Genomic DNA, 24,259 nt, shown 5'->3' on the forward strand with positions numbered 1-24,259 from the left:
AATCTTAGGAATAGCAAATAACCAGACCGAGTGGTTATGTAAATTACAGTACCCTCGCTATTATCAAGGTAACGGTGGCAATGGTAGAGCCTGAAAACAAACTCTTTAGTCTCAAAGATGGTTGGGCTTCTCAAGAGACGAGAGAACAACAACGTCTTAAAGCATTAACTGATTTAGGTTTGCGTCAACCAGAGACAATTCCAGTTTTTGAAGAAGCGACTCAAACGGCTGCTCACTTTCTGGAAGCACAAATTTGTGTTTTGGGATTTATGGATCATGAGCGCCACTGGTTTAAGTCAGCTGTGGGCTTATCCAGACTTGGGCTGATGAACCAACTGGCGCAAAGCCGTCAACTCTCACGTCGAGAATCTTTTTGCACTAAAGTCGTAGAAAGTTCGCAAATTATTGTTATCGATGATACACACCTTCTAACTGGTGCAGAACGTTCTACTTATAGTAAGTTGTTGCAAGATTACGGTATTCGCGCATATTTAGGAGCACCGTTATTTGATGCTTCGGGATATTGCTTGGGTGCTTTGGCAGTCATGGATTTAGTACCGCGTAAATTTACAAACAGAGACCTGGAATTTTTACAAATCATAGCTCGCTGGAGTATGAGTGAATTTGAACGCAACCGACTGCTGCAAGCTAGCTCAAATAGCAGTATTCCCATAAATGTCTCTACTTGGTCATTCAAGGACGCGAACATCAGTGAGATTCGGCTCAACCCAACTGTTTTTCAAAAAGAATCAGTTCCAGTTCCTACCAATCAGCTGAAATTAGCACTGTTAGCGCAACTGACTCAAGAGTTACGTACTCCCTTAACATCTGTACTGGGTATGGCTGGTGTTTTAGGACGCGAGATTTACGGTCCTTTGACAACCAAACAGAGAGAGTATTTGGAGATTATTCAACACAGCGGTCGGTATTTACTGTCCTTAGTGAATGAAATTTCTGAACTTGGAACAATAGATGAAAACCCATTAACACTCAATTTAGCTCCTGTAGATATTGAAATGCTCTGTCAACAAGCTATCAATACCTTAGAAGAAGCAGCTAACAGACGCGAGCAAGAAATTCGTTTATCCATAGAACCAGGGCGCAGTCGCATCTTACCTTTAGATAAAGATAAAGTACGACAAATTTTATATCATCTGGTTTTTAATGTAATTCAAGTTTCTGCCACAGGAAGTGTTGTTCGCATTCACGTTTCCTACAAAGACAATCTGGTCAACATTACAGTTTGGGTCTCACATCCTTGGCTTGGTGACGGTATCACAGACGTAGAGCCTTACTTCCGCCTTAAGAGTTTAGCGCCAATGCTGGAGGTTACTGCTAGTGCTTCAACTTATAGTAATAATGGCAACGATCGTTCAGACTTATCTGAGGATGTCTCCGATTTGTCTGTAATGACCGAAGAGCCAACAGAGTTAAATCCTCCTGCTTCAGATGTCCTTGCTATCGTCACTAACTTAAATTCTACTAAATCATCTGGAAATGTAACTCGTGAGAGCTTGGGTTTAGAACTAAGCTGTCGTTTAGCACATCTACATGGCGGACAAATTTCGGCTCAAGGTTCATCAGAATCCGGGTATCGCTATGTGCTAAGTTTACCGTTGATAAGTTCAAGCACAGTAGAAGCTCCAGGCGAATTTTAATTTGGGGAGTGCAAAGTGACTGTGCTAGATTAGCATTGCAAATTGTCCAGATTATTGGGTACTTGGCTGACATATATATAGTTAGTGGTTAGTGGTTAGTGGTGTAGGACAGGCGTCTCGCCTGTCATGGTGAGTGGTTAGTATAAAACCTAGACCCAACAATAACTAGCGACTAAATTGGCGACTGACAATTTGCCATCTGCGTCATGAACTTCTAGAATCAGGGACTATCATGATTATCAAAGTTGTGCGCGGGCGTGCTATCTATTCACAGTGTTGTATATGAATTTAATTTGGCAACAATTCACTTTATCCTACTTACCGTTGAAAGAATATTTTGCTACCAGTTACCTGCATCGCTCTGTTGTGGGGTTACTTCACTCTTGGCGGCAAAGTAGTATTCTCATGCAGTGGGGAGAAACAATAGCAACAGCCTTGCTCAGCTTGATATACGGGCTTGCTCCTTTTGTGGCGAATGACCTATTAGGGTTAATAATGGCTGCTTGTGGTGGATTTTGGCTCCTATTAACCCTATCTGACGAAACTACTTCACCAAATGCCCCTAGTGTTACTCCCATTCACCTGCCGATATTGCTTTACTGGGGGGTTGCTGTTGTAGCTACAGCATTATCACCCGTTAAGAAAGCAGCGTTCACCGATTTAAGAAATTTTACGCTTTACTTGTTACTGTTCGCTCTTTGTGCACGAGTTCTTAAGTTTCCTCGCTTTCGTTCGTGGTTAATTGGTCTGTACTTACACGTATCTCTAATTGTAAGCGTGTATGGATTGCGACAATGGTTTTTTGGAGCACCAGCGTTGGCTACCTGGGTTGACCCAATGTCTTCTTTGTCAAAAACAACAAGGGTTTACAGTTATCTTGGCAATCCCAATTTATTAGCTGGGTATCTCTTACCTGCTGTCGCTTTAAGCGCAGTTGCAATTTTTGCATGGCGAAGTTGGTTAACGAAAGCGCTAGCATTAACAATGCTGATTGTTAATGGTGCTTGTTTAATTCTGACTTTTAGCCGTGGTGGCTGGATTGGATTGATTGTCTCTGTTCTGACTTTGCTAGGATTGTTGTACTTTTGGTTCAGCGTACATATGCCACCTTTCTGGCGCAAATGGTCTTTGTGGTTGATATTGGGTGGTTTAACAGGCGTATTACTGCTGGCAATTTTGTTTGTTGAACCAGTACGAGAACGTTTTTTAAGTATTTTTGCGGATAGAAATGATAGTAGTAACAACTTTCGTAAGAATGTTTGGACTGCTGTTTTTAAGATGATTGAGGATTACCCTCTGACTGGGATTGGACCCGGTCACAACGCTTTTAACAAAATATATCCTCTCTACCAACTTCCTCGTTACACCGCATTGAGTGCCTATTCCATTTTCTTAGAGATAGCTGTGGAAACTGGGTTTATTGGTTTAGCCAGCTTTTTGTGGCTGCTTATTGTCGTTTTTAATACAGGTTTTTTGCAGCTGCGACGTTTGCGAGAGTCAAGCAGTGTGGATGGCTTCTGGATTATTGGTGCGATCGCAGCGCTAATGGGAACACTTGGTCACAACACGGTTGATACTGTCTGGTTTCGTCCTGAAGTGAATACAGTTTGGTGGCTAATGGTCGCTTTGATTGCTAGCTACTACAAACCAGTGACCAGTAAACAGTGACCAGTGACCCATAACACTTTAACTGGATTATTAAATAAGCCTTAGATTCACTATATTCTAAGGCTTTTCTTTGAGTTGCTGGGTATTCAATTGAAAAAGCCTGTGTTCTATTCTTTGTTAGATAGCTGTGCCAAGCAAAAACTGAGATTATTCTCTGTAGGTAGAGCTACCAACTGCATTGGGGTCACGGTAACGAGATGGTTCTTCACGACGTCTACCAGCTAAACCACTTAACCCTAAAAGTCCAAGTAAACCCAACCAACCCCAATCAAAATCATTATCACCACGGTAAGTTGTTGTGTCGCTTGTGGTGTTGCCAGGAGTTGTTCCAGTACCAGGATCGGTATTATTGGTTTGGGCAGAAGCAGGTAAAGTTAGGGGCATAATAGCTAGGCTTAAACCGATAATGCTAGCGCCAATTGCTGTAGTCAATTTGCTTGTCATAGTTAAAATCCAAATTCCTTTCGCGTTCAATCACAAATTTATCCAGTCCCTCCTCAAACAAAATCATTCTGTGGCAGTAAAATAAACTCTGTTTGGACTCATCGGAAGATATACAAAATTTTTTTTAAGGAATAAAGGCTAAAGGGTGAATGCTTTCAAGGTATTCAAAAAACTATTTTTCCTGACTCTGCGTAGCGCCCCTTCGTTTGTGTAGGAGCCGATTCTATTCGCCCAATAGTTTCCAAACATCCCCGCAAAAAAAGATTAATTAACAATACAAACCACCAAAAACAGTGTAAAAAAGCTAAATTAGTAAAGATAAAGAATAATCAGACAAAGATTTATGTAAATTTTTCTTATCTGTAGACATTTACTGTCTTTTCCATATTAACTTTTTTAACACACTGTACGTAAATATTATCCTCAATGAGCGAAAAAAGCGAAGGTTACAAAGTTATTAGCGATAATCGTCAAGCTCGGTATTTATACGAGATTTTGGAAACATATGAAGCTGGTATTCAGCTTACAGGAACCGAGGTGAAGTCAATCCGTGCAGGTAAGGTCAATCTTCAAGATGGGTATGCTTTGCTTCGCGATGGAGAAGCATGGCTGATTAACGTCCATATTTCTCCTTACACGGCTAGCAGCCAGTATTTCAACCACGAACCCCGTCGCACGCGCAAGCTGCTGTTGCGTCGTGATGAACTTCGCAAGTTGATTGGCAAAGTCGAACAGCAAGGTTTAACATTGATACCTCTAAAGATGTATCTCAAGCGTGGCTGGGTAAAAATCAGTATTGCCCTGGCAAAAGGTAAAAAAATTCACGATAAACGTGAAGATATTAAGAAACGCCAAGATCAGCGCGAGATGCAACGGGCAATGAAAGTCTATTGAGGGATTTTGGATTTTGGATTTTGGATTTTGGATTGGGGAAATTTTCTTCCTCACTCCCTCACTCCCTCACTCCCCACTCCCTAGTTAGGTCATAGGTTAGAAGAAAGTTTTAAAAAAATTAGATATTCTGAGATGGTTCTTCAAAAATGGAGAAAAACTCCCGTGGTTCCAATCAGAGACGATAATCCCACGTCAATCACGCCCTACGTCACTTATGGGCTAATTGCTGCTAACATCATAGCTTTTCTTTTTGAAGCGAGTCTGCCCGCAAAAGAATTAGACGGATTTTTACACCTTGCTGCTGTTGTACCGCGAGAACTCACAGCTAGTTTTGCAGGGATTCCAGTTAATCAACCAGTGCCAGAGTGGTCAACGTTGATTACTTCTCAGTTCCTACATGGGGGGATACTGCACCTGGCTGGCAATATGTTGTTTTTATGGATTTTTGGTAACAACGTTGAAGATAAGTTGGGTCACTTTAAATATTTATTTTTCTATTTGACCTGCGGTATTTTAGCATCTTTGAGTCAGTGGTATTTTGCACAAAATTCCTCAATTCCTTCTTTGGGAGCAAGTGGTGCGATCGCAGGCGTTATGGGTGCTTACATTATTCGGTTTCCGAAAGCAGAAATTCTCGGTATCATTCCACTGGGATTTTTCTTTCCAACATTTCGCATCTCAGCATTCTATTTCTTAGGGTTTTGGTTTCTTCAACAAGCCATCTCCGGAGCTGCGAGTTTAGAAGCACCCACCAGCGTTGATACTGGCGGTATTGCCTACTGGGCGCATGCGGGTGGATTTCTTTTCGGCGCAGTTCTCGGTCCATTACTGGGGTTATTTAACGATAAACCTAAAGAAGAGCCTTGGTACAGGTAATTAGGGGATGAGGAGTAGGGAGTAAGGAGTGGGGAGTAGGGATAGACAAGGGAGAAGATTCTAGATCCCAATTCCCAATTCAAAATCCAAAATCCAAAATCCAAAATCCAAAATCCAAAATCCAAAATCCAAAATCCAAAATCCAAAATCCAAAATCCAAAATCCCCTAACAAGCTATATTTCAGGTAGTGGCTAATTAGGAAAAACACCTGTGTTTCCCCTTTACGACGAAAACCCGACGCGAATCACCCCATTTATTACCTATGGGTTGATTGGTATGAACGTATTACTTTTTCTTCATGAAGTAAGTCTGTCAGAGACGCAACTAGAGCAGTTTCTACAGTTATATGCCGTAGTACCACGACAGTTAACTGTTAGCTTTGCTGGTGCGTCAGTCAATCAATCCGTACCTGAGTGGGCTACTTTGTTTACGTCACAATTTTTGCATGGCGGTTGGTGGCATCTCATATCCAATATGGTATTTTTATGGGTTTTCGGTAACAATATTGAAGATCGTTTGGGTCATTTTAAATACCTAATTTTCTATCTAAGTTGTGGTGCTCTAGCCGCTTTGTGTCAATGGCTAGTTGGTGTAAACTCTACAATTCCTTCTTTGGGGGCAAGTGGTGCAATCTCAGGCATTTTGGGTGCTTACATTATTCGCTTTCCGCGCACGGGAGTCGTTTCATTAGTCTTCTTAGGATTTTTCATAACGACAATCAGAGTTCCTGCAATGATTTTGATAGGACTCTTTATTGTCCAAAATGTGATATCCGGTCTTGTTAGCTTGCAACCTGCTGCCATGAGTGTGGAGACAGGTGGAGTTGCGTATTGGGCGCATATAGGTGGTTTTGTGTTTGGTTTGATTCTCGGTCCTTTACTGGGCTTATTTAAGCAAGATTACGAGTGAAAGAAGGCAGAAGTAAGAAGTCAGACCTGTGGGAAGATTATTAGTGGGTTAAGTCTTGTTAACAATCTGATGTTGCATTGAAGCCATCCCATGTTCAAAATCTTGAAATCCTGGCTGAATAACAGTCTCATTGCACTGCTGCTGGTCACTCTATTTTTAGGAATAAGTACAGCTGGGTGGACACCATCTTGTAGTGCTGCACTGCCTGCAGGCAACGCCATTACTGATGGTACATCTCTTTTACGGTACGCACTTCCTGTAGATAATAAACCCGTGCGGGAACTGCAAGCGAGTTTAGAAGACATATCGAACCAATTGCGAGCAAATCGACGTTGGGGTGCTGTTTCTAAAGATCTCAGCAAAGCATCGCGTATTCTTGAAAAACCTGCCCAACTTTTAGCCACTGTCTCAGATGACCGAAAGCCTCAAGCTGAGGCTTGGATTTCTGAGTTAAAATCTGGCGTTAACACTTTGCAAGAAGTGGTTAAAACAAAAAACAAAGAACAAGTTAAGGAACAAAGGGCTAAACTACTCAGCTTGGTTGGTCTTTTAGAAGAGTCAATGGTGAAGGAATTTCCCTTTGAAGTACCAACTGAATATAGCAATTTACCTCAACTTAAAGGTCGTGCAACTGTAGAAGTAAAAACCAGTAAAGGTGACCTGACTATCGTTGTAGATGGCTACAGCGCCCCTGTGACCTCTGGGAATTTTGTTGATTTGGTACAACGGGGTTTTTATAATGGCTTGGAATTCACCCGTTCTGAAGAATCTTACGTTTTACAAACCGGAGATCCACCTGGTAAAGATGTAGGTTTTATTGACCCAAAAACAGGTAAATACCGTGCCATTCCTTTAGAAGTACTTGTAAAAGGCGATAAAAAACCTACTTACGGTATCACCTTAGAAGAAGCAGGTCGTTATACTGACTTACCTGTTCTTCCCTTCTCTGCCTTTGGTGCTTTAGCTTTAGCACGTCCCGAACGGGATGTGAATGGGGGTTCTTCACAAGTCTTCTTCTTTCTATTTGAACCAGAACTAACTCCAGCAGGACGCAACTTACTTGATGGTCGCTATGCTGTTTTTGGCTACGTTACTGAAGGAAAAGAAGTTTTGGACGAACTGAAAGCAGGTGACAAAATTGAATCTGCTAGAGTCATTCAAGGGATTGAGAATTTAGTAGAACCTAACGTTACTTAAACTACTACCCGTAGTAGGGCTAAAGCCCACCACACGACGTATATGGTGGGCTTTAGCCCTACCTACGTGAATTTTCTCGCAAAATTAACCAAGATTACCTGCAGCAAAAACCTGTTCAACAGTAATTAATAATTCAGGAAAAGTACGCGATACAATCTGCTGGTTGTCAGTCAAAACTTTCTCTTCATAGAGACCTTCTTCTAAGAACAAAACTGTAATTTTCGTATTCAATGGATCTACAATCCAATATTCCGGTACTTCTAATGCTGCATACTCAGACCGCTTGTAGCGATAATCTCGTTTAACAGATTCTGGGCTGACTACCTCAACTATTAGCATTGGAGGCGACTGAAATACTGCTGATGCATTCTTCAAGTCCTTAGCTTGCTCTTGTGTGACTACAGAAATATCAGTTAATCGAGATTTCTTTTTACCAGTTCTGACTCCAGTTTCTCTGAAACAGAGCCATGGCAAAGCTAAACGCTTAATTTCTGTATCTAACACTTGCTCGAGCAATTTAGCAACTAGGAAATGTTCAATACTCGGTGGATTCATCAGTTCTAACCTACCATCCACCAGTTCATAGTGAAAACCAGTCCCATCATCATAGGTTAAATACTCCTCAAAGGTGAGATCGATTGCTGGTATGGTTACCATACAAACAGACTCCAAAACAGTATTTTTATCGTAACTTAAAACGTGAATAGTGAATTTTCTTCGTTAGTTCAAGATATTGGCGAACAAGGTCTTTTAAAAAGATTGCAGCGTTATTGTCCTCCAGACGTTGTTGGAGATGATGCGGCTGTGCTCTCTACTGAACCGGGAAAATCTATAGTCGTCACAACCGATGTGTTAATTGATGGCGTACACTTCAGCGATATTACCACTTCTCCAGAGGATGTTGGTTGGCGAGCAGCAGCAGCCAATTTATCTGACATAGCAGCAATGGGAGCAACTCCATTGGGCATTACGGTTGGCTTGGGACTACCCGGTCATCTTGCTGTCAGTTGGGTTGAGAGATTATACCAGGGAATGTCACAATGCTTGCAAAAATACGATACACCTATTGTTGGCGGAGATATAGTCCGATCGCCCACCACAACCATAGCTATTACTGCACTCGGTCAAGTTAACCCACTGCAAACCATCCGTCGCGACAATGCCAAAGTAGGAGATGCGATCGTCGTGACAGGAATTCACGGTGCTTCCTCTGCTGGCTTACAATTACTTCTACATCCCGAACTAGGGAAAAATCTTAGTACTCGCGATCGCACAACCTTAATCAAAGCACATCAGCGTCCCCAACCGCGACTTGATGTCCTACCCATACTCTGGAAAATCTTAGCGACCCACTCCCCACTCCCCACTCCCTATTCCCCACTCCCTATTTCTGGAATGGACAGCAGTGATGGGTTAGCAGATGCTGTCATCCAAATTTGCCGCAACAGTAAAGTAGGTGCTGTTGTTGAGAGTACGCAAATTCCCCTCCCTGAAGCATTCCATTCTTGGTTAACCAAAGAACAAGCCCTAGAATATGCCTTATACGGCGGCGAAGATTTTGAACTTGTACTGTGTATGCCCGAGGAAGTAGCAGAAAAGTTTGTAGAAACACTTGAAAAAAATGCTGCGATCGTGGGGACAATTACCAATGAGTCAACAGTAATTTTACGCGACCAAGACAAAAAAAATCCCGACCAAGTTCTCACACTTAATCGGGGATTTCAGCATTTTGGTTAGTGGTTAGTTGATAGTTGATAGTGGTTTTGGCTACTAACCACTAACCACTAACTACTAACCACTAACAAATCTATTTAACCCATTTTTGAGCAACCAATTCTGCAAGATCGAGTACGCGCTGGCTGTAGCCCCATTCGTTGTCATACCAAGCCATAACCTTAACCAAGTCTCCGCCCATGACCATTGTTAAGCTGGAATCAACTATCGAAGATTCATCAGTACCTTGGTAATCAGAAGATACTAGTGCTTCCTCACTATAGGCAAGAATGCCTTTTAGTGAATTTTCAGAAGCTTCTTTGAGAGCTTGGTTAACTTCTTCCGTAATAGTAGATTTTTCGACTTGTACGACAAAATCCACCATAGAAACGTTTGGGGTGGGGACGCGGAGTGCAACGCCATTCAGCTTGCCCTTCAAGTCTGGCAATACCAATGCTACAGCTTTAGCTGCGCCTGTAGAGGTAGGCACAATATTGAGAGCTGCTGCACGCGCCCGCCGGACATCTCTGTGGGAAGCATCCAACAAACGCTGGTCACCCGTGTAGCTGTGAGTAGTAGTCATTGTACCTTTGATGATGTTGAATTTTTCATGCAACACCTTAGCAATAGGAGCCAAACAGTTTGTAGTACAACTAGCATTGCTGATAATATGGTGTTTTTCGTGGTCGTAGTCGTGATGATTCACGCCAACCACAAAAGTGCCATCATCGTTTTTTCCAGGAGCAGTAATAAGAACCTTTTTGGCTCCCGCATTGATATGCTTGGTTGCCCCTTCTCTACTCGTAAATACACCTGTGGATTCAATAATGAGGTCAATATCCCAATCTTTCCAGGGCAAGTTTTCTGGGTTACGGTCGGATACACACTTAATGGTTTTACCGTTAACAGTGATGGAGTTGTCATCAGCGCTAATGTCAACACCCTTTAACTTCCCTAGTATTGTGTCATACTTCAGCAGGTGCGCGTTAGTTCTGGGGTCTGAAGTATCGTTGATAGCAACTAGGTCAATATTGCTATTCTCTCTACCTATCCAGCAACGCGCAAAGTTACGTCCGATGCGCCCAAAACCATTTATTGCTACTCTAATCACAGCGTCTTGCCCTCTATGGTTATATACCTTATTAAAAGCTACTAATGACCCCGATCATACCGTAAAGGGGGGAGTATTTATAACTATAAAGTGTTAGCTCCACAAAAATAAATATTTTTTTCCTACCCATTTGTATACAGTTTATGGTTGTCGATGTAAGCTCTAACCGTTTCTGGCACTAAATAACGAATCGATCTGCCGTCATTATACATGTTACGGATTAGACTTGACGAAAGCCCTACAAACGGGATATTCAATAATTGCCAGTGTATGTTAAAAGTTTGTTTTGTAAGCTTTTGCACCACTTGCTTGCAGATTATCTCACTTTGAGTTATAGTCTCACCACTTAGGAGTCGGGGTGCGATCAACCACTCGCATAGTTGTGCTAATTCCTGTCCACGGTACCAGCGAGGCAAGGTCTGAAACGCATCCAAACCAATAATCCAGTACCAGTGTGTATCTGGGTGGTCTGCTGATAAATTTATCAGGGTGTTAATCGCAAACGAAGATACCGGATGACTTTGTTCAACTAGTGACACGGCAAACTTCGGATTGTCTGCGATCGCTTGTTGTACCATTTCCACTCTATGCTCAAAGGTCGCTGCTTGTTTATAAGGAGGATTGAATGACGGCACCCAAATGACTTGTTCTAAAGGGACTTGATGCAAAGCTGCCTCAGCTAGAATCAGGTGTCCCCAATGAACTGGATCGAAAGTGCCTCCAAAAATTGCCAATCGTCGCATTGACTCACTGAATAATGGCTTTATTTAGTTTTCACGCGAATTTACCAACAACCCCCTAATATAGCAAAATCTTGAAATCAAGGCAAAATTATGTATTTGGAATTACAATTAATTGTTTCCCGATTCACTAGAAATTTTAAGAATAAACATAATATCTGTTCAAACAGAGAAAAACTCACTATCAAGGGTAAAATCGATTTGAATCCACAGACGAAAAAGGGAATAATAAATTCCACAGGTATGCAACATATATAAAGGTAGTATCGGTAAAAATATCATTCCTGTTATGATACGCGTGTCATTTAATATTATTGTGTGGTGTGGTGTAAGAGGAAAAAACAATGCAGCAAAATTCAGTAGACTTTGGCGGTAGACCATTTCATTTTATTGGTGTGGGTGGCATAGGAATGTCCGCTTTAGCCCATGTTTTAGCCCAGCGTAATTTACCAGTGTCAGGATCAGATCTTCGTCCAAATCATATCACTCGACGTTTGGAATCTATCGGCGCTCATATATTTGGCAAGCAAGAGGCAAGTAATCTCGAATTCTTTAAGCCCCATTCTCAACGTAACGAATCGGTATTAAACACCCAAGAATTACTGAATAGCGCGGCAGAAAAACTACCTCAAGTTATATGTTCTACGGCAATTAACACAAATAATTTAGAATATAAAGCAGCTCAAGAATTAAATTGTCCTATTTTTCATCGCTCCGATGTATTGGCAGCATTAATTGCTGATTATCACAGCATTGCGGTAGCGGGCACCCACGGAAAAACTACAACCAGTAGCATGATTGGATATATGCTACTTGAAGCAGGTTTAGATCCGACGATTTTAGTGGGTGGTGAAGTAGATGCATGGTCTGGAAACGCCAGACTGGGGCAGAGTCGGTATTTAGTAGCAGAAGCAGATGAATCAGATGGTTCTCTGGTCAAGCATGCTCCGGAAATAGGCATTATTACCAATATCGAACTAGACCATCCCGACCACTATGAAACATTAGAAGAAGTGGTAGAAATCTTCCAAACATTTGCTGGAGGTTGTAAAACTCTAGTGGGTAGCATTGATTGCGAAACAGTGCGCGATCGCTTGAAGCCGACAATCAGTTATAGCTTATATTCTGATACAAACGCCGATTATACTGTTACCAACGTAGACTATCGTGCCGATGGTACGACAGCTTTAGTATGGGAGAAAGGAAAAACCTTAGGCGTTTTAAATTTACGCTTGCTGAGCAAACACAACCTAAGCAATGCTCTAGCAGCTGTTGCTGTAGGTCGGCTGTTGGGTTTAGAATTTGGAGAAATTGCCAAAGGGCTTTCCACCTTTGAAGGTGCAAGACGACGTTTTGAATTTCGAGGGGAAGTCAACGGCGTTACTTTCATTGATGACTACGCCCATCACCCCAGTGAAATTCGTGCTACTCTTGCTGCCGCACGCCTCCAAGCAAGACCGGGACAAAGAGTAGTTGCTATCTTCCAGCCCCACCGTTACAGCCGTACACTGACCTTTTTGGAGGAATTTGCCGAGTCTTTTAGTTATGCAGATCTAGTTGTCCTGACAGATATTTACAGTGCAGGGGAGCCTAATTTAGGGCAAATCAGTGGGGAAAAATTGGCTGATGAAGTTGCCAAGCACAACTCGCAGGTGACCTATCAACCAACATTAACTGCAGTATGTGAGTACTTGCTGCAAACACTGCGTCGTGGAGACTTGGCGCTGTTTTTGGGAGCTGGGAATCTCAATCAAGTCATTCCCGATGTCATGGCAACACTTTGCCAACCAGCTCAAGCAACTTCCTAGAAGAAGCGCAAGCCCTATGCTGTGAGAGGGAATCAATTCCTTGCAAGGGATTGCTCTTCCACTCGCATAGTGTCCGTAAGCTTACATAGTGACGTTGCCTTCCTAAGCGTGTCGGATTTTTACGACAGATTCAACATCAATATTTACCTCATTGTAAAAGATATGACTATTTCCCAGGCAGTTGCAAATGTCTGTAAAGTTCCTAACATTAATGACAACAGACAGCTAACGGCTAATTCCGGCGAAAGGCAGGAAATTTATTTACCAGGCACTGATTGCGTTATAAAATCCCAAGTTTCGCTTGCAGGGTATACTTCCTACAGAGTTGGCGGTCCTGCCCAATGGTGTGTTGCTCCCCGCAACTTAGAAGCTTTACAAGCCAGTATTCAGTATGCTCAAACACAAGAGCTATCAGTCACAGTACTAGGAGCAGGGTCTAACTTGCTCATCAGTGATTGCGGTATACCCGGTTTAGTTATTGTAACTCGTCATCTCCGCCACAACAATTTCGATCTAGAAACAGGTCAAGTCACTGTCGCAGCAGGAGAACCCCTACCTGGGTTGGTGTGGGCAGCAGCAGCCCATGGATGGCAAGGATTAGAGTGGGCTGTTGGCATACCGGGAACCGTTGGTGGTGCTGTTGTTATGAATGCAGGAGCACACAGCAGCTGTATCGCAGATATCTTATCTAGTGTCGAAGTTCTTCTCCCCGATGGGAGTTTAGAGACATTGACTCGCGAACAGTTGGGTTACAGCTACCGGACTTCAATACTGCAAGGCAGCAAGAAAATAGTTACCAAAGCAACCTTCCAGCTACAGCCCGGTGCAGCCCCAGAACACGTTTTAGCAGTCACCAAACAGCACAAACAGCACAGACTAAATACTCAGCCATATCACTTGCCAAGTTGTGGTAGTGTTTTCCGCAATCCCAAACCTCATGCCGCAGGTTGGTTAATTGAACAAAGTGGTCTAAAAGGCTACCAAATTGGTAAAGCACAAGTAGCACAACGCCATGCTAATTTTATCGTTAATTGCGGTGGAGCCAGTGCGTGGGATATTTTTAATGTTATCCGTCACGTTCAGCAGGAAGTACAAGAGCGTTGGGCGATCGTTTTAGAACCAGAAGTCAAAATGATAGGCGAATTTCAAGCGGCTTGTTAATCAGTGACCAGTGACCAGTGACCAGTGACCAGTTATCAGTCACTGGTCACTGTTTACTGTTTACTGGTCACTGATTTCAACAGCCCTTCACAAGCATCAATAAGTAAGTCAATCACTTGATTAAATCCCTCTGGGCCACCATAGTAAGGATCGGGAACTTCTTTAAAAGTATGCCTAGAGCAAAAATCACATATCAAGTAGACTTTGTGGTGATACATACCAGTTCGGTCAAGAGAGAGGATATCCTCATAATTCTCTCGATCCATGGCTAGTATCATGTCAAAAATTTCAAAGTCTGACTTTTGAAACTGACGTCCTCTACCACTTAGTTTAATTTGTAGCTTTTGAAAAGCTGCAGCACTCATCCTGGCATCGGGAGGGCTGCCAATGTGGTAGCTAGATGTACCAGCAGAGTCACAAATAATGCTTTCGCTTAACCCAGCCTGCTTAATGAAATGATTCATTATATTTTCTGCCGATGGTGAGCGACAGATATTTCCCAGGCAGACAAACAGCAGCTTGTAAGGCATAAATATTTTTTGTCCTTGTCATTTGTGATTATGTCATTTGTCATTTGTCATTAGTCGGATTCTAATGACAAAGGACAATGGACAAATGACAAAATTACTGGAATCCAGGAAGTTCTAGACCACTGGTTAGTTCTTCCATGCGTTCGCGCATTGTTGCCGTGGATTTGTAATAAGCGTCTTTCATTGCCGCAGTTACAAGGTCGGAGAGTACATCTGCTCCTTCATTGATGGCGTTAGGAGAAATTTCTACTCGCTTGGGTTCTTGGTTACCACTGACAATAACCTTGACCAAACCACCACCAGCTTCTCCCTGAATCTCCATTTGCTCTAATTCATCTTGAAGTCGCTTTGCACCTTCTTGAACCTGCTGCGCTTTCTTAAAAGCATCAGCCAATTCTTTCATTTTGCCCAAGCCGAAGCCAAATCCCTGTCCTTTTCCTGTCATAATCGATTATCCAAGTATGTTTTGATTAACTAATTATAGATGTGGTGAGCAAAATACCTATTGTTAACTCACGAGTCATCCATGTAGTACCGCTCAAAATATATTCTATGCTCAACAACCAATCACGCGTACCTCAACTGTTCCAAGAATAAAATTACACAAACTTTCTGCCCGCAAATCGAAACTTAGGTTGTTGATGTGCTAAAATAACTCCACTGCGAATTATTACCGTTAGCAAACAACCAAGTTTTGGGCTGCTTGTCACATAAGAGACCCGTGTAGTGTAAGATACGGATAAGTTTCCCCTCTGAAGTGGATCTACCAAAGTAAAACCAAAGATTCTTGATACAATTTACTGGAGTGGTAAAGTCTTACGTACAATTTTATCTATTTCTTTTATTTCTGCCAACTGTACTAGAGATTTATACTTAATTCTCCAGAGTTAATATACTCAACCTAACCTTACATCTATTGGATAAAATATATCTTAAAGAGGTGTCATTAGTGATACAGCAAAAGATGTAAGAAAGTGCCAATGGTTGTTAATGTTCATTGTATTGCAAATCTAACTTAAAAATTTTAAGTTAGAACCAGTAAATCTACTATTGGGAAGTGATTCAGTAAGAATCATGTCATAGTATGAAACATAGGAGTACTATTTTTATCTGTATTTATTGATAGTGCTTGAGCGAGCAAACTTATTGGTAAAAAATGCTAGGGGTGTACTGTCCATGCCCTTGACAATCCTTGTAGTGGATGACGACCTGGGCACTCGTCTGTCTATCAGCGATTATCTTGAACTGTCTGGCTATTCAGTGATTACGGCAAATGACGGTCAAGAAGCTTTGGCTATGGTAGAAGAATACCATCCCGATTTAATAGTCACTGATATTGTCATGCCACAAATGAACGGTTACGAACTCGTGCGCCGGGTTCGGCAACAACCGCCTTTTCGGTTACTTCCTGTTATTCTCTTAACAGCACGAACAAAGACTCAAGAAAGAATCCTGGGCTACCAATCAGGATGCGATCTCTACTTGCCCAAGCCTTTTGAATTAGAAGAGTTAGCCGCAGCGATTCGCAATCTCTTAGAGCGATCGCAAATCATTCAATCTGAATATCGGTTTCCCCATCATGAAAATCTGGGAACTTCTGTTCCAACAAAACCTGTGGATATTCACTATCCACAGGTTACAAATATTCAAAAATCGCAAATATTTTCTGAATTGACTTCAAGAGAACAGGAAGTTTTAGAGCTTTTAACTCACGGTCTTTCCAATGCTGAAATGGGTCAACAGTTGCATCTCAGCCCTCGGACTGTAGAAAAATACGTTAGCAGTTTATTGAGAAAAACAACAACAAGCAATCGTGCTGAGTTAGTACGTTATGCGATGAAGCACGGTTTGGTAGAGTAGTATTTTGTGCATATTATTGGGATCTACCTCATAATGATCCTTGCTCTAGCACTCTCGCTATCCGTAAAATCAACCCTTCATTATAAGGTGCAGCTATTAACTGTACACCCAAGGGTAGGGCATCTGAACGCTGGACTGGAACTGATAAAACAGGTAATCCAATAAAAGATAATGGTTGAGTAAATAGTCCTAAGTGAGGACGAACAAGAATTTCTTCTCCGTCTAAAATCATGGTTTGCTGACCAATTAAGGGAGCAGAAATTGGTGTGGTAGGTGCAAGAATAACATCCACCTTTTGGAAGATTTCTTGGACTTTATCTCGATACGATCTCCTAAATCGCTGCGCTTGAATATACCAGCTACTAGGTATTAATGCACCTGCAAGAAAGCGATCGCGTGTTGCAGGATCGAAATCTTGGGGACGAAAGCGTAATTTTTCCAAATGTAAGTTTGCGCCCTCACAAGCTGTAATGACAAATGCAGCTGCCCTAGCACGGTGAGCTTCAGGTATAGTGATATAGTTGAAAACTCCCAAAGCATCAGCAACTCTTTGCACTGCTTCTAATGCTTCCGGGCTTGCTCCTTTAGTAAAATATTCTCCTGCAATAGCAATTCTTAAACCCTCAATACTGCGATCGATCTGTGACAAACACGGTTCGGGAGGACGTTTTGTACAAACTGGATCTCGCTCATCTTCTCCCTGCAGCACGTCAAATACTGTAGCAATATCCCTTACCGAACGAGCAAAGGGTCCAATGTGGTCTAAACTGCTAGAAAATAAAGCGACACCAGCGCGAGACAGCCTTCCATAAGTTGGTTTTAAACCAAAAACGCCGCACAACGCTGCAGGTACGCGGATAGAACCATTTGTATCAGAACCCAAAGTCAGAGGAACTAAGCCAGATGCAATCGCCGCCGCCGAACCACCCGAAGAACCTCCAGCCACCCGCTTGCGATCGTGGGGATTGTGAGTAGCGCCATAATGTGCATTTTCGGTCACAAATCCATAAGCGTACTCATCCATATTCAAAGCACCCACGAGAACAGCACCCGCTTGTTTCAACTTGAAGACTGCGGTTGAATCTTGTGTTGCAGGAGGATTTTCGGCATTAATTTTTGCGCCCGCCAGTGTTGTGACTCCAGCAATATCAAACAGATTTTTAACAGCGAAAGGGACACCAGCCAAAGAACCAAGTTGATGACCTAGAGCAACTTCCCTATCAATTCGTTCTGCATCTGCCAAAGCAGTATCAGCCGTCACAGCAGTAAAACAATTCAGTTCCCCATCTCGGTCTGTAATTTTTGCCAAAGCCGATTTGACAACTTCCACCGCGCCGATTTGACCACTTTTTACAGCAGTTGCTATTGCCACAGCATCATCCATAAGAGAAATTTATATGAGCGCACGTTTAGTTTTTTGAGCAAGTGCAGTTTGCATGGTTTTTGTTAATTGCAGCAACGTCATAACCAGACATACCTCTACAGCAGAGGCCGAAAATGATACCCAAGGTGAAACTTGTTCTTGAGAATTACTGTTTAGTATTATACGACCTAGAGTATTAGAAATGATTGTGAAAGCATAAAGCAATGGTATGCATGAGCGTAACTGATGGCTCAAACTTGTTAAATCGCCACCTTCAGGTAATAGACGATCGGCAAAGGTAGACAGTGTTTTCCAAATTCCCCAAAGACTATAGAAGGGAATAACAAATCGAGCTATGGCTCCCCATGGTGTAATTGGGTACTCTGAGAATACATCCTTGAGATCGGCATGAAAACGGTGTAACCAAACTAGAAAAACCAAAGACGAACTCAAGATGACAAGAAATGCCACCATTGCTTGCAAACCATCAAGCGTAATAAATAATTTATAAATAGATGGTACTGTAACTTCTACTATAGAAAACACGAGAGCAACAAAGCTAAATCCGAGACGCAACTTCAGCAAAAGCATTAACAGTTTACCTGCACCTGTTGAATGACAGGAAGCAGAAATTTTCCAATTCTCCATAACGTTTTTCCCACTGCACAATTCCTCCATATCTTAAGCGTGGAAGTAAGATTTAGCTGGCAGTGGATTTGCTTAATTGTAGCTAGTAGCTAATTATTGCCAATCATGGGTGAAACTCCGTAGAAACTTCTAGTTCATCTGGTAAGGGAAACTCATTGACAACTTGAGCGATCGCCCTAATTCTCTCAAAATTTGCCACCACCCCATCTCGATACTCATCCTGCAATTTCAAATCCAACAACACAGCCATTAAATCTACGTAGTCTTCTACCTCAAAGTTCTTCCCTTCCATATTTCTCCTAGCATTGAATAACTAGTAGGTAGGGCTAAAGCCCACCATTTCATTATCCTATAAACATATAGAACTCCTATTTGATTTTTGAATTATACGTAGGTAGGGCTAAAGCCCACCACATATAATTTAAGTCAGATAGGCATTGCCTACCCTACTTCGACTTCAATTTCTCATCAGTGGTGGGCATTGTTACTTCGACTTCAATTTCTCATCAGTGGTGGGCTTTAGCCCTACCTACTTCTTTAGGATGGGGAGTGTCAATAATTTGGAATGCACAGAGTAGGAGAGCATAAACTGGGGAATTGTAGTGTTGTTACCGTGAAAGTATTTAAATCTACACGACGAATAGCATGATTGTTTGTATCAGCAATGTATAATTCAGAACCTATAACACTCAGCCCTGAAGGTTCGGAAAAACGAGTATTTTTACCTTGACCGTCCTGCAAACCTGCTACACCATTTCCAAGAACAGTTTGACAATTACCAGTTTGGGGATTAACGAGTTTAATCTTGTGGTTGTAGGTATCGGCTACCCACAAGAAATTCTGGGCATATTCGACTCCCAAGCAATGCTGCAACCTGACATCAAAACCCTGTCCGTCAACATCACCAAAACCGAACAAGTCACCACTACCGCAAACAGTTCTGACTGTTAAAGGTTCAACTAGTCCTACAGCGCGAATTGTACTTCCTTCACTGTCAGCAACATATAAGTCTTGTCCATCTGTCGTGATTCCGCTTGGTTGGGCAAAGGTAGACTCGGTCAGCGTACCATCAATACAAGCTTCTGCACCAGTACCAGCATAGGTTCTCACAATGCCAGTTTCCAAATTCATTTCCCAAATTTGATGAGAACCAGCCATGGCAATAAATAAGCTATTTCCAACTTTTTGCAGATCCCAAGGGGAGTTCAATGCTGTTTCTGTTGCAGCACCACTATGAGGACGAATATTGCGGCTTTGTTGTCCTGTTCCAGCAATAGTTTCTACAACCTGGCATTTGAGATCGACTCTTCTCAGTGCATGATTTTCTGTATCTGCCACATACAAAAGTTGATTCTCTTCATCAAATGCCATTCCTTGAGGCGCAGAAAACTGGCATTCGTTGAAAGAACCATTAATTAATCCTGGTTGTCCGGTGCCAATTGTATGTAAAATTTGCCCATCTACACGACTTATAACAAGACGATGATGCCCGGAATCAGCAATAAACAAAACCTCGTTTGTAGCCAGAACTTTACTGGGAAAAGCTAAGGGAGTCACAAGTGGTTGGCGCTGTTTTTCTAAAGTGAGGCTGAGTTCTTGAAAATTAATAGTGCCTTTCTCTTGATGTTGGAGAATTAACTTTTTTATGAGTTCATCTAAAACGTCACGATTGCCTTCACCTGATACAGAGCCAATCACGTAACCTTCTGGATCGATCGCCATTAATGTTGGCCAAGCACGCACGGCATACTCTTGCCAAACCCTAAAACCGCTATCAACTAAAACGGGGTGTTGAATGTCGTAACGCAAAATTGCTTGACGGATGTTTTCGCTTTCCTTCTCATTGTCAAATTTAGCACTATGTATGCCAATAACTGTCAAGCTATCTTTATATTTTTGTTCTAGATATTTTAAATCTGGCAGGATGTGGAGGCAGTTGATACAACAGTACGTCCAAAAGTCTAGAATAATAACTCTACCCCTAAGTTCTTTAAGAGACAATGGTTTATCCGTGTTCAACCAGGGATAATTTTGGGGTAGTTCGGGTGCTCTAACACGAGGCGTCATTTGAAGTATAAAGTATAAAGTAGATTGTAAATCTTAATTATTAAAGAAGTCAGAGGGCAGAAGGCAATCCCGATGAAAAAATTTCATCATCCATTATTAAAAAGGTATCTTTTCCACTCCCTACTCCCTTTGTCAAGCTAGTTATGAGAGGATTGGAAACTTTAACCACCACTGAGTTGTCCACTTGGGTACAGCAGGCTAGAGCCTTTGCAAGTCAAGGAAAAGTTATCGATCGCATTCCACAACTGGCTTTGGCTAATGCTAATTGGTTCGCGGTTTGCGTTCATTCTGCAAACGGGCAAGTTTATAGCGATGGTGAGACTTCTCGTGTTTTTCCGTTGATGAGCGCAATTAAACCGTTTTCGCTGTTGTATTTGCTACAACGTTTGGGAGCAGAAACAGTTTTTCAGTGGGTTGGGGTTAAACCATCTGATGTCGCATTTAATTCTTTAGAGCAACTAATCAAGGATAATGGAAGACCTCGCAATCCCATGATTAATAGTGGAGCAATTACCCTTGCTGATAAGTTACCAGGAAATAGTGCTAGCGATCGCTGCAAACATTTGTGTCAGTGGTTGAATCAGCAAGCCGATTGCCAACTCCAGTTAGATGAGATAATGCTGACTTCCGTGCGTTTGGTAAACTCTCAAGTCAATCAAGACATTGCCCGTTATCTTGCTCAAGCAGGGTATCTTAAAGATCTAAAAAAATCTCTTGACACTTACGAGCAAATTTGCTGCTTATCTGGAACGGTAGAAGATTTAGCCCATTTGGGTTTGCTTTTGGCTTGCGATCGTGGACGAGTTGCAGCCCAGTATCGCCGTAGCGTGAATGCACTAATGTTAACCTGTGGGTTGTATGAATCTTCTCCCCAATATGCTTTACAGATCGGTCTACCGATGAAATCCGGGATCGGTGGCGCACTCTTGGCTGTGGTACCCGATCGAGGAGCGATCGCTTGCTACAGCCCTGCGTTGGACAATGCAGGTAACCCTGTCGCCGCACTTGCTTTTGTTGAGGCTATATCCCAGGGCTTGGGACTCAGTGTGTTTGGGAATTAGTTCCAAATTCAATTAATTTTTTCCGTATAAGTAGCGTTTCTGACTGTATAAGTAAATGAAGCACTTTTAAATATACCTGGTTCGTAGTTGCGCTGTCTTCGCTAAAGCGTAACTACAAACTAGTAGCCCACCATAAGATCCCCGACTTCGCAGAAGTTGTCGGGGATCTGAGCAAACTTACCCCTATTTAGACTAAAGTAAAAAAAACACATTTTGAACAATCTGTATCAGTGTTTCTGGCAGAAGGATAACAAAGCGGGGTGTATTTGCCAGCAAACAAAAGATAGAGGTTAAAAAGATGGACTTTATTGTCGTTCCTTTTCTCGTAGGCTTCTTCCTGTTAGCGTATAATTCCTGTTTAGAAGAAAATAAAGACAAAGACGCATTCACCAAGCTATTTACCTTTGTCATATTTGTATTTGTTGCAACAGGGTTGACAGCGACTTATCAAGCTAGTTCTTCAAAACGAACGCAAGAAGTTAACGAAAACAACACCACAACCCAACAAATAGACACAAGCAACAATGAGCGACCAGTAATCAGTGACCAGTGACCAGTGACCGAAAGATAAATTTGTTTTACTTAACAATCGAGATGTTACTGAATCTATCCTCGATGGGAACTATAGATGTGTCCCTATAGAGGCAGAATGATGTGTACGCGTCTTGCTGTTGCTTTCAGCATGAGCAAAATCGCGAGTCCATACGCTCAGCATTGTCTCTGTTTTGGATGGCAATGTTGAGCTGATGGTGCCGAAATTAGATGACTCATATCAATTTCAGAAAGCTAGTGACCCAAAAAGAAGTTATCAATATACTCATTAACCTTGCTAATGAGATGGGTTCTTCTTTCTGCATAGAAGATACAAGTGGCAAATTACTAATCGGTACAGACAACAAGGTATTAGTCAATAAACATCCAGTCAAGCTTTTAGACGAAGTCGTTGGCTGGGTTATTGGCGATAAGAAGGCAGAAACTATTGCCTTTTTACTTTCCTACCTAGCACAACAGCAGTATGAAAAGAAGTTACTAGCCAATGAACTGTTAGACAAGTATCAGGAAATTGACTTATTTCATGACATTTTTACACAGGTAACTGCTAGTTTAAATCCCAAAGAAGTTGCTCGACTGGTCATTGAAGAAGCTAGAAAATCAATTCAGTCTACAAGTGCTTCAATTCTCTTATTCAACAACAATACAGGTCAGTTAGACACTCTCTGGAAAGACGGTCAGAACGGTTGCTTTGAAAAGCCTTTGATACAAGCTCAAGGAATTATTAGCACAATTGTAAAATCGTGTCAAGGTGAGATTGTTAATGATGTATTCTCAGATCCAAGGTTTGTAAATAACCAAGTTAACTTCCATTCTTTCATTTGTGTGCCTTTGATAACAAAGAAGCAGGTGATTGGAGCGATCGTTATTATTAGTGAAACTCCTACCACTTACTCTACTCAAGACTTAAAACTGTTAACTATACTGGCATTACAAACAGCAGTAGCTATTGAAAAAGCTGTGCTTTACGAACAAAATTGCAATGCACTTCATGTAGCCCAGGAGCAAACACAGCAACTCCAACGAACTCTCTACGAACTACAGCAAACACAAACACAGCTAATTCAAAGTGAAAAGATGTCTAGCTTGGGTCAACTAGTTGCTGGTGTTGCTCATGAAATTAACAACCCAGTTAACTATGTTGCTGGTAACCTCAATTATGCACAACAGTATACTCAAGACCTTCTTAACTTATTACATCTTTATCAAAAATATTATCCACAGCCAGTTTCTGAAATTGAAGATTTACTTCAAGATTTAGATCTGGAATTTCTCAAACAGGATTTTATAAATCTGCTGTCCTCCATGCATTTAGGAATTGAACGCATTCGTAGCTTAGCATCATCATTGCGGAATTTTTCCCGATTGGATCGAGAAGAAATGAAGCCCGTTGATATTCACGAAGGAATAGATGCTACACTGTTGATTCTCCAAAGCAGACTGAAGCAAAATGAAAGACATCAGGGCATAGAAATCGTCAAAGAGTATGGCAATATTCCCCTAATTGAAGGTTATGCTAATCAGCTTAACCAGGTGTTTATGAATTTGATTGCTAATGCAATTGATGCTATTGAAGAACAAGAAAAACCAGGCATTATCAATATTTATACGGGATTGATAAATGAGTATAATTTTCAGCAAGCAATAAGTAGGAATTCTCAATTAAAAGACTTATTCAAAATTTCTAGTTTAGAATCTGAACACCAAATATTTTCCAGCGTTTTTGTTGTCATTAGCGATAACGGAATGGGTATAGATGAAACTGTCCGGAAACATTTGTTTGAGCCGTTTTTTACAACTAAACCAACGAGTAAGGGAACTGGATTGGGATTATCCATTAGCTCTCAAATTATTGAAAAGCATGGTGGAACACTACAATGTATTTCCCATCCCGGACAAGGAACCACTTTCTGGATTGAAATTCCTGTCGAGCAAACAATCCGGAAATCTTCGGAAACAAATGTTACAGTATTTCAGCCAACTCTCTAGAGAAAATCA

The 24,259-nt window shown here is 41.7% G+C and carries 23 protein-coding genes; 13 read left to right on the forward strand and 10 right to left on the reverse strand.

Going from position 1 to position 24,259, the window contains the following annotated elements; genetic code table 11:
- Positions 1–80 precede the first annotated feature (80 nt).
- Both WA1_RS40955 and WA1_RS40960 read left to right on the forward strand, forming a co-directional pair.
- Positions 81–1,658, forward strand: a complete 1,578-nt coding sequence (locus WA1_RS40955) for a GAF domain-containing sensor histidine kinase (protein WP_017742827.1) — start codon at positions 81–83, stop codon at positions 1,656–1,658.
- Between the two features lie 282 nt (positions 1,659–1,940).
- A complete protein-coding gene (locus WA1_RS40960) occupies positions 1,941–3,326 on the forward strand; it encodes an IctB family putative bicarbonate transporter (protein WP_017742828.1) in 1,386 nt (461 codons plus the stop codon).
- Positions 3,327–3,473: 147 nt separating this feature from the next.
- Here the strand turns inward: WA1_RS40960 and WA1_RS40965 are convergent, their stop codons facing one another.
- The gene (locus tag WA1_RS40965; protein ID WP_017742829.1) at positions 3,474–3,770 is read right to left on the reverse strand and encodes a WGxxGxxG family protein; all 297 of its coding nucleotides are present in this window, start codon (positions 3,768–3,770) and stop codon (positions 3,474–3,476) included.
- Between the two features lie 426 nt (positions 3,771–4,196).
- On the opposite strand from WA1_RS40965, the gene smpB reads away from it, so the two are divergent.
- The 4 genes from smpB to WA1_RS40990 all read left to right on the forward strand — a co-directional run bounded on the left by smpB (position 4,197) and on the right by WA1_RS40990 (position 7,647).
- Positions 4,197–4,664 carry an SsrA-binding protein SmpB gene (smpB, locus tag WA1_RS40970; RefSeq protein WP_017742830.1) on the forward strand — a complete coding sequence of 156 codons (468 nt, stop codon included), beginning with the start codon at positions 4,197–4,199 and terminating at the stop codon, positions 4,662–4,664.
- A gap of 162 nt (positions 4,665–4,826) precedes the next feature.
- Positions 4,827–5,540, forward strand: coding sequence for a rhomboid family intramembrane serine protease (locus tag WA1_RS40975; protein ID WP_026134577.1), 714 nt, complete (start codon positions 4,827–4,829; stop codon positions 5,538–5,540).
- Between the two features lie 211 nt (positions 5,541–5,751).
- On the forward strand, positions 5,752–6,450 hold the full coding sequence (locus WA1_RS40985) for a rhomboid family intramembrane serine protease (RefSeq protein ID WP_017742833.1): 699 nt from the start codon (positions 5,752–5,754) through the stop codon (positions 6,448–6,450).
- Between the two features lie 90 nt (positions 6,451–6,540).
- Positions 6,541–7,647 (forward strand): peptidylprolyl isomerase, encoded by a 1,107-nt coding sequence (locus WA1_RS40990; protein ID WP_017742834.1) that lies wholly within the window; start codon positions 6,541–6,543, stop codon positions 7,645–7,647.
- Positions 7,648–7,731: 84 nt separating this feature from the next.
- Here WA1_RS40990 and WA1_RS40995 read toward each other — a convergent pair whose 3' ends face one another.
- Positions 7,732–8,304 carry a Uma2 family endonuclease gene (locus tag WA1_RS40995; protein WP_017742835.1) on the reverse strand — a complete coding sequence of 191 codons (573 nt, stop codon included), beginning with the start codon at positions 8,302–8,304 and terminating at the stop codon, positions 7,732–7,734.
- 42 nt (positions 8,305–8,346) lie between these two features.
- On the opposite strand from WA1_RS40995, the gene thiL reads away from it, so the two are divergent.
- Complete coding sequence (gene thiL, locus WA1_RS41000) at positions 8,347–9,384, forward strand: thiamine-phosphate kinase (RefSeq protein WP_017742836.1); 1,038 nt, start codon at positions 8,347–8,349, stop codon at positions 9,382–9,384.
- Between the two features lie 70 nt (positions 9,385–9,454).
- On the opposite strand, the gene WA1_RS41005 is transcribed toward thiL, so the two are convergent.
- Positions 9,455–10,471 (reverse strand): type I glyceraldehyde-3-phosphate dehydrogenase, encoded by a 1,017-nt coding sequence (locus WA1_RS41005; protein ID WP_017742837.1) that lies wholly within the window; start codon positions 10,469–10,471, stop codon positions 9,455–9,457.
- Positions 10,472–10,593: 122 nt separating this feature from the next.
- Complete coding sequence (gene nadD, locus WA1_RS41010; RefSeq protein ID WP_017742838.1) at positions 10,594–11,214, reverse strand: nicotinate (nicotinamide) nucleotide adenylyltransferase; 621 nt, start codon at positions 11,212–11,214, stop codon at positions 10,594–10,596.
- 341 nt (positions 11,215–11,555) lie between these two features.
- On the opposite strand from nadD, the gene murC reads away from it, so the two are divergent.
- Positions 11,556–13,019: a UDP-N-acetylmuramate--L-alanine ligase gene (gene murC / locus WA1_RS41015; RefSeq protein WP_017742839.1), complete on the forward strand. Its 1,464-nt coding sequence runs from the start codon at positions 11,556–11,558 to the stop codon at positions 13,017–13,019.
- A gap of 162 nt (positions 13,020–13,181) precedes the next feature.
- Positions 13,182–14,180 carry a UDP-N-acetylmuramate dehydrogenase gene (gene murB, locus WA1_RS41020; RefSeq protein WP_017742840.1) on the forward strand — a complete coding sequence of 333 codons (999 nt, stop codon included), beginning with the start codon at positions 13,182–13,184 and terminating at the stop codon, positions 14,178–14,180.
- A gap of 53 nt (positions 14,181–14,233) precedes the next feature.
- Here murB and WA1_RS41025 read toward each other — a convergent pair whose 3' ends face one another.
- Together WA1_RS41025 and WA1_RS41030 are read right to left on the reverse strand one after the other, a co-directional pair.
- Positions 14,234–14,710, reverse strand: a complete 477-nt coding sequence (locus tag WA1_RS41025) for a low molecular weight protein-tyrosine-phosphatase (RefSeq protein WP_081403037.1) — start codon at positions 14,708–14,710, stop codon at positions 14,234–14,236.
- Positions 14,711–14,804: 94 nt separating this feature from the next.
- Positions 14,805–15,155: a YbaB/EbfC family nucleoid-associated protein gene (locus WA1_RS41030; protein ID WP_017742842.1), complete on the reverse strand. Its 351-nt coding sequence runs from the start codon at positions 15,153–15,155 to the stop codon at positions 14,805–14,807.
- A 731-nt stretch (positions 15,156–15,886) separates the two neighbouring features.
- On the opposite strand from WA1_RS41030, the gene WA1_RS41035 reads away from it, so the two are divergent.
- Entirely contained in the window at positions 15,887–16,570 is a 684-nt protein-coding gene (locus WA1_RS41035; RefSeq protein WP_017742843.1) for a response regulator transcription factor, read from the forward strand.
- Between the two features lie 28 nt (positions 16,571–16,598).
- Here WA1_RS41035 and WA1_RS41040 read toward each other — a convergent pair whose 3' ends face one another.
- From WA1_RS41040 to WA1_RS41055, 4 genes are all read right to left on the reverse strand, one after another.
- Positions 16,599–17,954 carry an AtzE family amidohydrolase gene (locus tag WA1_RS41040; RefSeq protein WP_017742844.1) on the reverse strand — a complete coding sequence of 452 codons (1,356 nt, stop codon included), beginning with the start codon at positions 17,952–17,954 and terminating at the stop codon, positions 16,599–16,601.
- A 9-nt stretch (positions 17,955–17,963) separates the two neighbouring features.
- Positions 17,964–18,581: a hypothetical protein gene (locus WA1_RS41045; protein WP_017742845.1), complete on the reverse strand. Its 618-nt coding sequence runs from the start codon at positions 18,579–18,581 to the stop codon at positions 17,964–17,966.
- Between the two features lie 103 nt (positions 18,582–18,684).
- A complete protein-coding gene (locus tag WA1_RS41050) occupies positions 18,685–18,873 on the reverse strand; it encodes a DUF4089 domain-containing protein (RefSeq protein ID WP_017742846.1) in 189 nt (62 codons plus the stop codon).
- Positions 18,874–19,133: 260 nt separating this feature from the next.
- Positions 19,134–20,648: a thioredoxin-like domain-containing protein gene (locus WA1_RS41055; protein WP_017742847.1), complete on the reverse strand. Its 1,515-nt coding sequence runs from the start codon at positions 20,646–20,648 to the stop codon at positions 19,134–19,136.
- Positions 20,649–20,791: 143 nt separating this feature from the next.
- Here WA1_RS41055 and WA1_RS41060 point away from each other — a divergent pair, with 143 nt between their 5' ends.
- The 3 genes from WA1_RS41060 to WA1_RS41070 all read left to right on the forward strand — a co-directional run bounded on the left by WA1_RS41060 (position 20,792) and on the right by WA1_RS41070 (position 24,250).
- Positions 20,792–21,709 carry a glutaminase gene (locus WA1_RS41060; protein ID WP_017742848.1) on the forward strand — a complete coding sequence of 306 codons (918 nt, stop codon included), beginning with the start codon at positions 20,792–20,794 and terminating at the stop codon, positions 21,707–21,709.
- Positions 21,710–22,007: 298 nt separating this feature from the next.
- On the forward strand, positions 22,008–22,262 hold the full coding sequence (locus WA1_RS41065) for a hypothetical protein (protein WP_017742849.1): 255 nt from the start codon (positions 22,008–22,010) through the stop codon (positions 22,260–22,262).
- Positions 22,263–22,471: 209 nt separating this feature from the next.
- The gene (locus tag WA1_RS41070; protein ID WP_017742850.1) at positions 22,472–24,250 is read left to right on the forward strand and encodes an ATP-binding protein; all 1,779 of its coding nucleotides are present in this window, start codon (positions 22,472–22,474) and stop codon (positions 24,248–24,250) included.
- Positions 24,251–24,259: the final 9 nt, after the last annotated feature.

Origin of the sequence: Scytonema hofmannii PCC 7110 (assembly GCF_000346485.2) — a bacterium.
GTDB classification, from domain to species: Bacteria; Cyanobacteriota; Cyanobacteriia; order Cyanobacteriales; family Nostocaceae; genus Scytonema; species Scytonema hofmannii.